Here is a 14,458-nt window from a genome sequence, read left to right as displayed (position 1 = left end):
GCAGGACGGGGGGGCACGATAGCATGGGCTGAGGTGGCCCGGCGTGCTGTTCGCGCGGGCCACATTGGTCATACAGATGTTTCCTGCACTTGACGTCGACGCTGAAGATTCAGCCGCGGTTTCGGGACCGGTCTGGGTCTCGGTTCTTCAGCGATTGACTGTTCCAGTTGTTGCAGACGCTCAGTGACACCGTCGGCTGCACTGAGGCTATCGAGCATGTCTTGGGTTGTTTTCAATGCGTTGCGGGTGTCGTTGATAAGCTCGGTGGTTTGAGCCGATATTTTGCGGTAGGCGTCAGCGACGGAAATTCCTTCGTCCACCATTTTTGCGAAATCAAGCTGAGCGAGCGGGGCCATCTCCTTGACCTCTTGCAGAATGGCTTCTGTGGCGGTTTGCCGGAGCTGGTTTATTCCGTCCTGAACAGATTGCGGGAGCGTGCCATTGGCCAGATCATTTGCACCCTGTGCAATGGTTAGTGCGGCGTCGCGGACTTCAGCCGTGTGCAGCGCTTCGGTTACGCGAATGCCTCGCTTGAAAAAGCGATAACGAACATAGGCCGCTGCTAATCCGCCAAGCAGGCCGCCGACAAAACCGCCAATCGTGTTACCGATTCCCGGTGCGAATGATCCGGCTGCTCCGCCAACAGCGGCGCCGACGGTGAAACCGAGTCCGAACGCCCCTAATCCGTTTTTACTGAACAGGTAGCGGCGAAAGGTCATAGCCCCCCGGGTTTCCTGACTGACATTGGCTTCGTCATCGGGACCATCAAATTCAGTTGCGGCATCATGGGCCTGGCTGGCGACGTTGGCAGTGGTGCGAAATACACCGATGAGCTGGGAAAAATCGAACCGTCCGCGCCCATCGGTATCGACATAAATCATCGGGTTGTTCGACACCATCGCATACAGATTCAACCCATCCACATCCCCCGCCGGATCGGCACTGACCCAGCGCTGCAGCCACGGCGCGTAGTAGCGTGCGCCGTAGTAGTACAAGCCGCTGACGTCCATTTCCTTGCCTGAATAACGGATGAAGCGGTACGTGGTTTCCGAATTCGGTGCCATCCACGCGGTTTCGCCGAAGGGGTAATAGCCTTCCTGGATGATCAGGACGGCGTCTTGATCCAGTTCCATCACGCTGGAGCCGAGATGATCTTCGAGGTTGTAACGCAGTTGGTCGTCGTTGATGTCTTTGGGTTTGTTCTTTGCCCAATGCAGACAACGGGCGTTACCGAGGGTGATGACGTGCAGTTCTTCGCCGTTGTCGCGGGTGCGGATTTCCAGCCCCGGCAAGTAGCGCACCTGATGGAAGTGCTCGGCGTTGGCCGCAAAGGTTTCGTGGCGTTTGAACACGCGCACGCCTTGGCTGTAGCGGTAATGCTCGGCATCACTGCGGGCGTTTTCGCGCGAAATCAAGGTCACGTTCTCCAGCTCATCGCGAGCGTTCCATTGCAGCGGCTGGCCTGGTTGCACCGACCGTTGATTGCCGTGCGGGTCGAACAGTTCGTCGAACACCGGCTCCGGCTCGCCCGGTTTCCAGCGCACCCCGCGATTACTGTGCGGGTCGATGCGCATATGCCGGGTTGAGTTGTTGCCTGCGCGTACATGGCACAGTTCGATCAGGTTGCCGCCATTGTCATATCGATAAGTCTGGGTGTAATTGAGGCGATTGTTCAGGTCGCTCGGTTGCGGCAGGCCGGGAATGTCCGAGGGCGGAGCGTCGTCGTAACCGGTGGCGCTGGTCAGGCGATAGAGTGAGTCGTAAGTGAAATCGCGGTGGCCGTCGATCAGTTGATTGGCGAAGTAGCGCGGTTGAAAGGCGTGGTCTTCGATGCAGGTGATGTTGCCGACGCGGTCGTAGAAGTATTCGAGATTTTGCAGGCTGCCGCCGCCCTCCTTGCGGCTGGACTGGGTGTGCAAACGACCGTCCGCCGGGTCATATGTCCACTGACTGAGGACTCTGTTGCCCGCCAGTTGCTCGATGACCTGGTCATTGGCGTTGTACTGCGCGTCCAGCAGCACCGCTTGCCAATCGGTCTTGCCGTGGATTTGCAGGTGTGTTTGCTTGAGCTGCCCGGCCAGACCGTAGCGCGACTGTTGGCGATGACCGCCGGCGTCGATTTGCTCCAGCACCGCGCCGAGCGGGCTGAATCGCCGCTGGCTGGTGAACGCCTGGCCATCGCTAAAGGTGCGGGTTTCTGTCAGCGGCTGGCCGGTGAGGGCGAAGCTGTCGGTGCGCAATAAACCCGAACGGTCTTGCTGTTCCAGCAGATGGCCGCGCTGATTGTGCCCCGCGTCAGCCTTGGCATCGGCGTAGGTGAAAACATCCACCTCGGCTTCGTCGTTTTCCGCGACTGCGACGACCCGCAGTTGCTCATCGAAGGTCGTGCGCCAATGTGCATCGCGCGCGTCCCAGCGTTGCAACGGCTCACCGGCCAGCCCCGGCAAATTGAGGCGCCAGCCGGCGTCGACGCTTTCGATCTTCAATGCCTCGCCGTCCAGACGATAAGCCGTGGTCAGACACGGGACAGACAGACGCGGATCCCATTGCTCGACCAACCATCCTGCTGGGTCATGATGTTGACGGGAAACCAGGGCAGTGGATGCGTCATTGGTCACAGTGCGCAAGTAACCCACTGTTCTGACCGGCAGCTTGCGCGGATCCCAGCTATGGAGGGTCGGGGTGCCTGAATGCAATGAGTCCATGTGCGTCCTCATGGCCTCAGGCTGCCCGCTTAACAGCTTTTTCCGCTGCGTAGACTCGATATCTGGCAAGTACGGCTTTGGTTTGGTCTACGCTGCGCAGTGCACTTTCTGTTGAAAGTCTGATTGCCGAGAGTTCAATCATCCTTGAATTCGAAGCGGCGACCCGTCCTTGTCCAAGGTCTTTCAGGTAATTGATAGAGTTCGTATATACCTGCTCGACCCCCAGTTCGTTGAACGCGACGTTAATGGCCTCTGATGAACGGACAATGCCCTCGCGCAGGCTGTCGAGCATTGAGTCATACACATCTAATTCGAATTTGCTCAGTAGTTGCTCGGCTTTGGTCGTGTCCTTCGATAGTTGGAAAAGCTCAGCGAGTTCAGAGACTCCGGGAATCAGGGCTCCGCCAACCGAATCACGTCCAAAACTGAACAACGCTCTAATATTTTCAGATCTTTCCTGCCAGGTCGTTGGCGCTACAGAGTATCTGTCCAAGGGGCTGGCGGTCTTTCCAGAGCTTTGATCGTGTAGTAATTGCACATCCAGATCCGAGTGTCGCGGAAGAATAGATGCGTTCAGCTGTGATGTGATGTTTGAGTAGGCCCTATTCGCGTAGTCGGCGGTCTCGTTGCCTACGGTCAAGCCTTGTAGTTCTCCTGGCATACTTGATGGAAGCATACTGGTCGTACCATAACCGCTGAAGAAACCTACAGTCGCTCGTCCTGCAAGATAGATGAAGTTTTTTATAAGTTTTATTCGAAAGGTTTTAGGAGAGGTCAAATCCGCCAACGTACTCTGTACTTCACTCATTCCGCCTGGAATATGAGCAAGAAATTTCGATTCGTCGGCGATGACATCTTTGAGCTGCGATGGTGTTCTTGTCGTACCACCAGTATCGATGTAACTCATTGGATTGTTGCCTACAAACCCATACAGATTCAGCCCATCCACATCCCCCGCCGGATCGGCGCTGACCCAGCGCTGCAACCACGGCGCGTAATACCGCGCGCCGTAGTAATACAGCCCGCTGACATCCATCTCCTTGCCCGAATACCGAATGAACCTGTAGCTCACTTCAATCGCTGACGGAGCCAGCATCCATGCTGTTGCGCCAAAGGGGTAATAGCCTTCCTCGCTGATCAGGTCTGCCTGTTGATCGCGCTCCATGACAGAGGAGCCGAGGTGATCTTCGAGGCTGTAACGCAGTTGATCGTCGTCGATCCCGTCAGGTTTGTTTGCTTCCCAATGCAGGCAGCGGGCGTTGCCCAGAGTGATGACGTGCAGTGCTTCGCCGTTGTCGCGGGTGCGGATTTCCAGCCCCGGCAGGTAGCGCACCTGATGGAAATGTGCGGCCGTGGGGGTGTGGATTTCGTGGCGTTTGAACACGCGCATGCCCTGGCTGTAGCGGTAGTGCTCGGCGTCATTGAGGCCGCTCTCGCGCTGGATCAGGGTCACGCTCGCTAGTTCATCGCGGGCGTTCCATTGCAGCGGTTGTCCCGGTTGTACGGTCAGTTGATTGCCATGGCGATCGAACAGATCGTCGAACACCGGCTCCGGCTCGCCTGAATTCCAGCGCACCCCGCGATTACTCTTCGGGTCGATGCGCATTTGCCGGGTGAAATTATTGCCGGCCCGAACGTGACACAGTTCGATCAGGTTGCCGCCGTGGTCGTACTGATAAGTCTGGCTGTAGTTGAGGCGATTGCCTGGGTCGCTCGGTTGCGGCAGGCCGGGAATGTCCGAGGGCGGAGCGTCGTCGTAACCGGTGGCGCTGGTCAGCCGATAGAGTGAGTCGTAAGTGAAATCGCGGTGGCCGTCGATCAGTTGATTGGCGAAGTAGCGCGGTTGAAAAGCGTGGTCTTCGATGCGGATGATGTTGCCGACGCGGTCGTAGAAATATTCGAGATTTTGCAGGCTGCCGCCGCCGTCCTTGCGGCTGGACTGGATGTGCAAACGACCGTCCGCCGGGTCATATGTCCACTGACTGAGGACTCTATTGCCCGCCAGTTGCTCGATGATCTGGTCATTGGCGTTGTACTGCGCGTCCAGCAATACCGGTTGCCAGTCAGACGTGCCTTTGATCAGTAGATCCGCTTGTTTGAGTTGCCCGGCCAGGCCGTAGAGCGAGCGTCGCCGATGACCGCCGGCGTCGGTCTGTTCCAGCAGGGCGTCGAGCGCGCTGAACACTTGCTCGCTGGTGAATGCTTGATCATCGTGGAACGTGCGGGTTTCCCTGAGCGGCTGAGCGGCCAGGGAAAAGCTGTCCGTCAGCAGTGAGCCGGAACGATCTTTCTGTTCCAGCAACTGGCCGCGCTGGTTGTACCCCACCTCTGCCGAGGCGTCGGCGTAGATGAAAACATCAACACCGGGTTCGCCATTTTCCTCGACCGCGATCACCCGCAACTGCTCATCGAAAGTCGTGCGCCAATGATGGTCACGCTGATCCCAACGCTGCAAAGGCTCGCCGGCCAGCCCCGGTAGCGTCAGGCGCCAGCCGGCGTCGACGCTGTCGGACTTCAATGCCGCACCGTTCAGGCTGTAAACCGTGGTCTGGCAAGGCGCTGACAGGCGCGGGTCCCATTGCTCGACCAGCCGTCCGGCGAGGTCATGCTGTTGACGGCTGACAAGCGCTTCAGGTGTGTCATTGGCGGCGCTACGCAAGTACCCGATCTGCCGCACCGGCAGACCACGCGCATCGCTCGCCGCCAGCGCGGGTGTGCGTCGATGCACGTTGGCATTCATGACCGTGATGCCTTTGTGGGTGACGACGGTTCAGCGGTGTCGTTGAAGTCTTCGCTGGCGTGGTACCAAGGGTGGTAGGTCTCTCGGGAAAAATCGCCCTTGGCATTGACCACGCGGATTGTTCGGCCTTGGGTGTCATAGAAAATACTGTCGTGATTGCCCAGTGTGCGCAGGGACTGATCGTTGACGTAGCCATGAGTATCGGCGAAAAACGCGCGGAACTGACGCACCGGCAAGCCCTTGTTGTTGTATTCGACCCGCTCGCTGATTCGCCAGCGCGGGTCGGCATCGACCTCTTTGAACTGGCCATTCTCGACGATCAGCGAGCCGTCGGCGTCCACCGCATAGGCCTTGCCCGGGTCGACCAGTTGCTGGGTTTGCAGGGGGCGGCCAAAGCCGTCGACGCAGGCTTTGCTGATCTGGATCTGCGCCTGCACCGGATCATCGGGGTAGCGGTCAGCACTGAGAATGACGCTGTGAACCGGTTCGCGATGCACCGCTGCAATGGCCTCGTGCAATGCCTGTTCATCAGGCGTCAGGGCGCCACTGCGTTGGGCCAGTTGTCGGCGGGCGCTGGCCCGGATGTGGCCGCTGGGCAGCAGATATCCCTGGGCGATCCATGCGCGGGCGGCGCGGGTGTCGTTGGCGGTCTGCCCCATCCAGCTGAACAGATCCTTGCGCAGGGTCGTCGCGGCTTCCTGTACGGCGGCGGGGGGGGTGGCAATCGCCGTTGCCGGACGCCGATCCTCCGCAGGTATGTAGTCGCTTAGCGGCTTGAAACCCACTGGCTTGTTGTTTTCGGTGCCGTAAAAACTGGTGGCCAATGGCTGAGCAGAAGGTTCGTAGATCGCTTCGTGAATGTTGTCGTTGGCATCGATGATTTTCACCGGTTGCAGCGCGTGGTAGTCGTACTCGATTCGCGTGGTGCAGCCATCCGGTAGTTCCACGTGTTTGACCGCTAGCGCATACGTGTCGTATTCGGCGCGTGTGTAGCCATGGCTGAGGGTTTCGCGATAGCGCAGTACCTTGTGGAACCCGTCGAGACTGGCATATTCGGCGTAACCGAAATTCGCCGACCAGAGATCCTGTTCTGTGCCGCCCAAGGGATGAATCCAGAACAGAAACGGCATCGGTATGTAACCAATCGCTGCCAGTTCAGCCCTCACGTCGAAATTCGACAGCACGCTGTAAGCGTCCAGCGCGGTCTTGTCCAGTTGTGCCACTTCCAGTGGACCGGCCAGGGCTTCGAAGCCGGCAATGCCGTCGTCCAGCAACTTGCCGTCGGTACTCAGGTAACGCTGTACGGACTGCGTTGTCAGCACCCGTTCGGCATTCCAGTGCGGCGAATCTTCATGCTCCATCAGGCACTCATAGGACACCTGCGCAGGCGTTAGCCCGGCAGGCAGGTTGCCTTTTGCCAGGACCAGCGCATTACCGCGTTGTTGCCAGGGCAACCCGAGGCGCCAATGCTGCACGTCCGTGTCGATATCGATGAACGTTGCCCGGCTTTCATTCAGGTAGAACGAGCGTTGGGCCGGGTCATGGGCGTCGTACCACCATTGCTTCTCATCAGGATCGTCGAAGGGTGGCTCATCGGTTTCGGTGAGGCGCCGGGCGTAGCTCACCGTGATTGAATGCGTCGGCTGGCCGTATCTGTTCCAGTGCAGGTTTACCTCATTGCGACAGAGAGGATCCTCGACGAAGCCGTCGTACTGGTAGCTGATCTGCTCGACCACCAGCGGCAGCAATACGGCCGCGGCATAAGCACCTTGCTCGCGCACTTCGCGCACCAGATAACGGAACTCTTCGATTGCGTAAGGCGTGGCGATTCCGGGGGCATCCACGTCGGCATCGGCATGGGTTTCGATGCGTGCAGGGCGGCCGACCAGTGCCCGGGCGGCTTGGTATCGGGTGTCTTCAGTGTGCGGAGGAATGATTTGATCGACGTCATCTTCGGGGAAATGGCGGCTGAACAGGGTGCTGCCCAGTGCTACCGCTTGGGCATCCTGATTGAAATATCCATAGCGCGACCGGTCCATCGCTTGCCCGGTATGAAACCAGGTGAAGACCCGCATCGGCTCGCTGAAACCTTCGCCCTCATCGTCGCTGGCGCTCTCACTGTCGGTTTGCTGCAACAGGCCGAAACCACGGAACTCGCGCTCACAGCTGTCGTAGTAACCCTCCCGCCACGTAAAAGTCTGTGTCAGACAGTTACCGGTGATTTCATCCAGTTGCTGCTGTTTTTTGACCACTGCAACCGGGAACGGCAGGTGACAAGCCGGAAAGCGTCTATGGGTGGGCAAGCGGCGTTTTTCATCCAGCCATTCTTGCGCCGAACTGCGGTAGACCACGCTGGCACTGCAACCCATGTTGTTATTGCTGCTGGTCAGCAGATACGGCTTGGCCGAAACGAAATCGTAGCGCCAGTGCTGCGGCTGCATATGCGGTACCGTCAGGATCAGGCTGGCGCAGCCCAACCCCTGAAGGTCGGCAAAACTCACCTGGCTGAAACGGTCGTAGCGCACGCCGTCGGGCCACGGCACGCTGATCGGTGTCTGCTCCAGGCCATTGCCGCCGCGATTCAGGTAGATATCGAAGGCCTCTGACTTCAGATAAATCAGCGCAGCTGCGCCGGAGCCGTCGAGGTCGGCAAGGCGTACCCGTGACGAGTCGAATTGCTCATAGCTGAACGGCAATGCGCTGATCTTGCGACCCTTGCCAAAGCGGCCATGGCCCAGGTTCGGCCAGCAACGGATTTCGTCGTGGCGTATCCGGCACAGCTCGGGCATGTCGCTGCACAGCAGGTTGCCCAACAGCACCAGTTCTGTCGGCGAATTGCTGAACAGTGGCAAGCGATCGTCGTCGGGCTCATGAAGCACCTCTTCAGGTGCGGCAAAGCCCTGTTCGCGCTCGTTGGCATAGAGCCGCACCGAGTCGGGCCCGATCAACGCCACGCTGCTCAAGCCATCGCCACTCAAGTCACCGAGTGTCGACAGGGTGTTGAAAAACTCCGGTGGGAATTTGCCGAAGGGCACGAAGTCGGCAAACGTGCGTTGTTCTGTCAGGGTGCGGAAACCACTGATACCCGGTTGCGCGGTGACCCAGTCGAGCCGACCGTCACCCGTCAGGTCGGTCAGCAGTTGCTGTACCGGACGGTTGCGATCAGCGACTGGAATCTTGGCCAGCTCGATCCAAGGCCCGTAGCCGATCTCATCGGTGCCCTCGGTCGCACGCCGTGGTTCGCGGTAGTACCAGGCCTGATCATAGCGACACAGAAAACCCGGTACACCCTCGCCATAAAGATCCACACACTGGTAAAAACCACCGTCCTCGATACCCGGCTGTACATCGAGTTCGAAGAGTCGGGTCGGGGTTTTACTGACCTCGAACGGGGCGTAGTCGAACTCGATCGGCGGCGTGTTTTCGACAATGCCTTGGGCATCGAAGGCCTGATAGTGCGCCGCGCTGATCTGGCTGTAGGTCCACTGTTGGTCTTCCTGCGCCTGGCGATATTCCAATAGCAGGCGGCGCACCAGTTTCGGTTGGTCTGTCGATTGCTCGGGGAAGTAATGAAACAGCAATGTTTGCTGGCAGAGTCGGCGGGTACCCAGCTCAAAACCTCGACCATGGGTTGAAAAACTGTCCGGTCTGACCGTCCAGGGTTTCAGTGTTTCACCGTCGTACGCCGGAATGTCGGTCAGTGACGTGCTGCGCTCGCCGTAATCAAACAACAGATGAAAGTGCCAATCGAGGTCGGCGGGATTATCCGTCGTCCAGCTGTACAGATTGCTGCTGGCGGTGAAGTTGCCGTAGCACACGCGGCGCAAATAGCGCTGGGCGCGGTAGTCGTGCAGCGGGTCGGGATCCTGATCATCGGCCTTGTATTCGAAGCAGATATGTTCGCCGCGCGCGTTCATGCTTTCGCACAGCAGCCATGCGGCGATTCGTCCAGGTGCGTCGGGGTCGGCGATGCGCGTCGCTGCGGTTTTGCCGTAAAGGTGCAGCGAGCCGTCAGCGCCGTGTATCAGCCAGAATATCGGTGGATCGGCTTCTCCAGTCTGGCGCTGCCAGCGCTCGCGCAGGGCAAAATCGCTTTCCACTCGAGGCCAGTAGCGCACGACTCTGTGCGGGCCGATGTCGACGCCGTTGTAGGTGCTTTCCTCACGGAATTTGAGTTCACCGTTTTCCTCCAGCTCCGGCATCCACACTTCGCCATCGACACCGACGATCTCGTCGTGATCGGTGTAGCGCGGCACGCCTTTGTTGGTTCTACGGTTGATCTGACCCGCGCCACCCAAGTGCCAGGACAGACCGAACGGACCGTTGCCACTCTGACTGCTATAGGTCAGCGAGAACTGCGGATCCCAGCCCCGCCCGGCAGACGTCGGAATCGGCAGTTCGAACGATGCCGCTCCGGTCGGCCCCACCGCGCCCCAGCTTTTGCCGATGGTAGCGATCGATGCGCTTTTGGCGATCGAGGGTGTGGTGATGCTCAGCTCTTGTTGATCAGGCATGCTCGAATCCATTACGCGCGGGGTGGGCGTGAATGGACTGACGCTAACAAGAACAGCGTTGAAATGAACCTGTCAGATCTGACAGGTGCGCAAGATCATTTTGTGTGCTTCGGCAGGTTTTTTATCGCGAACGGTTTGTGCATGCAAAAACGGCCGGGTCACCCCTGAGGATGAACCGGCCGTTTTCATGCAGGCGAAGCGCTTACTGCACTTCTACCGCCAGGCTTTCGCTGATCTTCTGTTGCCAGATCGCCGGACCGGTGATGTGAACCGACTCACCTTTGCTGTCCACCGCAACGGTGACCGGCATGTCCTTGACCTCGAACTCGTAGATCGCCTCCATGCCCAGTTCGGCAAACGCCAGCACTTTCGACTTCTTGATGGCCTGAGCCACCAGGTAAGCAGCACCGCCGACGGCCATCAGGTACACGGCTTTGTTGTCCTTGATCGCTTCGATTGCGGTCGGGCCGCGCTCGGATTTGCCGATCATGCCCAACAGGCCGGTCTGCTCAAGGATCTGCCGGGTGAACTTGTCCATCCGCGTCGCGGTGGTCGGGCCAGCCGGGCCAACCACTTCGTCACCGACCGGATCAACCGGGCCAACGTAGTAGATGAAACGACCTTTGAGGTCGACCGGCAGGGTTTCACCTTTGTTGAGCATCTCGACCATGCGCTTGTGCGCGGCGTCGCGACCGGTGAGCATTTTGCCGTTGAGCAGGACGGTTTCGCCCGGCTTCCAGCTCTGCACGTCTTCCGGGGTCAGGGTGTCGAGGTTGACGCGACGGGCCGACGGGCCGGCTTCCCAGACGATTTCCGGGTAGGCGTCCAGCGGTGGCGCTTCCAGCGAGGCCGGGCCGGAACCGTCGAGCACGAAGTGCGCGTGACGGGTGGCGGCGCAGTTCGGAATCATGCACACCGGCAGCGAGGCGGCGTGGGTCGGGTAATCCATGATCTTCACGTCGAGCACGGTGGTCAGGCCACCGAGACCCTGGGCGCCGATGCCCAACTGGTTGACCTTCTCGAACAGCTCCAGACGCATCTCTTCGATGCGGTTCTGTGGGCCACGGGCCTTCAACTCGTGAATGTCGATGGATTCCATCAACACTTCCTTGGCCATGACCGCGGCTTTCTCGGCGGTGCCGCCGATGCCGATGCCGAGCATGCCCGGTGGGCACCAGCCGGCGCCCATGGTCGGAACGGTCTTCAGTACCCAGTCAACGATCGAGTCGGACGGGTTGAGCATGGCCATTTTCGACTTGTTCTCGGAACCGCCGCCCTTGGCCGCCACGTCCACTTCCACGGTGTTGCCCGGGACGATGGAGTAGTGAATCACGGCCGGGGTGTTGTCCTTGGTGTTTTTCCGAGCGCCCGCCGGGTCGGCGAGGATCGAGGCACGCAGGACGTTTTCCGGCAGGTTATAGGCGCGACGCACGCCTTCGTTGATCATGTCGTCCAGGCCCATGGTGGCGCCATCCCAACGCACGTCCATGCCGACGCGCACGAACACGGTGACGATACCGGTGTCCTGGCAGATCGGGCGGTGGCCGGTGGCGCACATGCGCGAGTTGATCAGGATCTGTGCCATCGAGTCACGGGCCGCTGGCGATTCTTCGCGCAGGTAGGCTTCGTGCATCGCCTGGATGAAATCCACGGGGTGGTAATAGGAAATGAACTGCAGGGCGTCGGCAACGCTCTGAATCAGGTCGTCTTGCTTGATCACGGTCATGAGTCGCGCTCCTCTAAAAGACGGGAACATTTTAATAGGGCAGCTTTGAGCTTCTAGCTTCGAGCGGCAAGTTGGAGCAGTACGCGGACTGCTTGAGCTTGCGGCTTGGAGCTTGCAACTTGAAGCTGGCCCTTTGGGCCGGGCACGCCGGGGCTGCTGGCGCGACGCTAAAAAGGCGCGGCAGTATACCGCGCCTCGGTGAGGCGTACACGCGCCGGCAGTCATTCGTTGGTCGCATGGGTGGGCGAATATCGGACAGCGGGTTTGCACTTCAAGATCTACCCCCTCACCCCAGCCCTCTCCCCCAGGGGGGCGAGGGGGAAAGGGAGCCGATCTTCACGTTGTTCAAACCTGGGTTCGACTCAGGAACGGGGGCGATGCGCATGCTGTTCAAATCTGGGTTCGACTCAGGAAAGGGGGCGATGCGCATGTTGTTCAAACCTGTGCTCGACTCAGGAAGGGGAGCTGATCTTCATGCTGTTAAAACCTGAGTTCGTCATGATGGTTCAGGTCGGTGTACCTCGGATAAACAACCCGGTCAGTCCCCTCTCCCTCTGGGAGAGGGCTAGGGTGAGGGGCTTTTGGCGGTATACGCAGGCCACACTTTTGACGTCAAATTTCGAGCCCGAAAATCGGTGGTCATTTATCGACTACGCCTCTAAAGTGGCAGCCGGTCTGTAGAGTAGGACACTCGGTCAGCCTCCTATCGCACGGTGAGTCAACGATTGACCCATAACGCCATTCAACGTCTTTTGCTCAAACGCTTTGCCCTCGCTGCGGCCACCTATGGATTGGCTTTGCTGCTGCTGTGGCTGGCGTTTTTCACCGGTCATTACGAGCAGTCCCTGACTTCTGTGGCCGTCGGCAGTGCGCTGGTGGTGATCAGCCAGTCGGTGCTGTTCGCGCTGTTCTGGAGCGGGCGCAACCTGCGCTTTGCCGATCCCAGCCTGACCGAAGCGCAGGTATTGCTCGGTCTCGGCTGGCAAACCTGGCTGATCGCCCATCTGGATGAGGCCCGTGGCGCCTTTCTGGTGTTCTACGTGTTGATCCTGCTGTTCGGCCTGTTCCATCTCAGTCGGCGGGCGTTTGTTCGTTGTGCCCTGCTGGTGTTCTTCAGTTTCTGCGTAATCACGCTGTGGGACGGCTACCACTTCCGCTTGCGCGAACCGGCGCTTGCCGCCTTGCAGGTGTGCATTCTGGCGATGGCGCTGGCGTGGCTGGTGCTTTACGCGCGCTTCGTCCAGGTTTCGCGGCAACGCCAGCGGCAAAGACGATTTGCTTTGCAGGCGCATCAGGACACCCTGCGCGGAATGATGCGGCAGTTGGAAGATCTGGTCGCCACCGATGAGCTGACCGGGCTGTTCAATCGTCGGCATTTTCTGCGTCTGGCCACGCGAGAGCTGAATGAAATGGACGACAATATCGTGCACGGTCTGGCGCTGATCGACCTCGACCACTTCAAACGTATCAATGATCTGCACGGCCATGCGGCGGGCGATCAGGTGTTGCAGGCCTTCGCTGGCGTCGCTCAGGCGTGTCTGCGCGACGGCGATGTGCTGGCGCGTTATGGTGGTGAGGAATTCGTTGTGCTGCTGCCCGATTGTGACGCCGAACGGCTGACTGCTTGCTGCGAGCGTCTGCGCATCGCCTTTACCGACGTCGAACTGGTCGGCCTGAATGTGCGCAACCTCAGCCTGTCGGCCGGCATGACGCTGTTGGCGTTGGGCGATGATCTGGACGACGCCTTGCAGCGCGCCGATCAGGCCTTGTATCGGGCCAAACGTGACGGGCGCAATCGTTGTGCGGCCGCGTGGGAGAACGTCGATGCCTGAACTTCGCGTCGGTGAGCGAAAATGGTCGGTGGCCCCGGGCAGCAATCTGCTCGATGCCCTCAATCAGAATGGCGTCGCTGTGCCTTACAGTTGCCGCGCCGGCAGTTGCCATGCCTGTCTGGTGCAATGCGTGCAAGGCCTGCCCGCCGACAATCGGCCGGACGCCTTGAGCGCCGAACAGCGTCAGCAAGGCTGGCGTCTGGCCTGTCAGTGTCAGGTCGTCGAAGATTTGCAGGTGCATACGTTCGACCCGATCACCGATGGTCGCCCGGCAGTGGTCGAAGCGCTGGACTGGCTCAGTGACAGCGTTCTGCGCTTGCGCCTGACCCCGCAACGGCCGTTGCGTTACAGCGCCGGGCAACACCTGGTGCTATGGATCAATCACATTGCGCGGCCGTATTCGCTGGCAAGCCTGCCGGAAGAAGACCGCTTTCTCGAATTCCACCTCGACTGCCGCCAGCCCGGTGAATTCAGCGATGCCGCGCGGCGCTTGCAGATCGGCGACCCGGTCCGCCTCGGCGAACTGCGCGGCGGCGCCTTGCATTACGACCCGGACTGGCACAGTCGCCCCTTGTGGCTGCTGGCCGCCGGCACCGGTCTAGGCCCTTTGTTCGGCGTGCTGCGCGAAGCCTTGCGCCAGGATCACCAAGGCGCCATCCGTGTCATTCACGTGGCCCATGACGAGCGCGAGCACTATCTGGCCAAACCCCTTGCAGCACTGGCCGCGCAAAGGGAAAACCTCAGCGTCGAGCTGTGGACGGCGGCCGAGTCCGCCGCCGCTTTGGCGCAACTGCGCCTTGTTTCCCGGCAAACCCTGGCCTTAGTCTGCGGCTCGACGGCCAATGTCGACGCCTTCGCAAGGCGTCTGTACCTGGCCGGATTGCCGCGCAACCAACTGCTGGCCGACGTATTTTTGAGCCGTGGTTGAGCGCTGATATTTC

The 14,458-nt window shown here is 59.7% G+C and carries 6 protein-coding genes; 2 read left to right on the top strand and 4 right to left on the bottom strand.

What is annotated here, in order from left to right; genetic code table 11:
- Nucleotides 1-68: 68 nt before the first annotated feature.
- From ACZZ0G_RS05270 to ACZZ0G_RS05255, 4 genes are all read right to left on the bottom strand, one after another.
- On the bottom strand, nucleotides 69-2,705 hold the full coding sequence (locus ACZZ0G_RS05270) for an RHS repeat-associated core domain-containing protein (RefSeq protein ID WP_463555531.1): 2,637 nt from the start codon (nucleotides 2,703-2,705) through the stop codon (nucleotides 69-71).
- A gap of 16 nt (nucleotides 2,706-2,721) precedes the next feature.
- Nucleotides 2,722-5,445: an RHS repeat-associated core domain-containing protein gene (locus tag ACZZ0G_RS05265; RefSeq protein ID WP_463555530.1), complete on the bottom strand. Its 2,724-nt coding sequence runs from the start codon at nucleotides 5,443-5,445 to the stop codon at nucleotides 2,722-2,724.
- On the bottom strand, nucleotides 5,442-9,959 hold the full coding sequence (locus ACZZ0G_RS05260; RefSeq protein WP_463555529.1) for a SpvB/TcaC N-terminal domain-containing protein: 4,518 nt from the start codon (nucleotides 9,957-9,959) through the stop codon (nucleotides 5,442-5,444). The genes ACZZ0G_RS05265 and ACZZ0G_RS05260 overlap by 4 nt, the downstream gene beginning before the upstream one ends.
- Nucleotides 9,960-10,161: 202 nt before the next feature.
- Nucleotides 10,162-11,685: a fumarate hydratase gene (locus tag ACZZ0G_RS05255; protein ID WP_007916251.1), complete on the bottom strand. Its 1,524-nt coding sequence runs from the start codon at nucleotides 11,683-11,685 to the stop codon at nucleotides 10,162-10,164.
- 725 nt (nucleotides 11,686-12,410) lie between these two features.
- Here ACZZ0G_RS05255 and ACZZ0G_RS05250 point away from each other — a divergent pair.
- The gene (locus ACZZ0G_RS05250) at nucleotides 12,411-13,517 is read left to right on the top strand and encodes a GGDEF domain-containing protein (protein ID WP_463555528.1); all 1,107 of its coding nucleotides are present in this window, start codon (nucleotides 12,411-12,413) and stop codon (nucleotides 13,515-13,517) included.
- The gene (locus ACZZ0G_RS05245; protein WP_463555527.1) at nucleotides 13,510-14,445 is read left to right on the top strand and encodes an iron-sulfur-binding ferredoxin reductase; all 936 of its coding nucleotides are present in this window, start codon (nucleotides 13,510-13,512) and stop codon (nucleotides 14,443-14,445) included. Before ACZZ0G_RS05250 ends, ACZZ0G_RS05245 begins: the two co-directional genes overlap by 8 nt.
- Nucleotides 14,446-14,458 lie beyond the last annotated feature (13 nt).

The organism is Pseudomonas sp. AC169 (genome assembly GCF_979258515.1).
The sequence above is the reverse complement of the archived record's forward strand: the minus strand, read 5'-3'. Positions and strand labels throughout refer to the sequence as shown.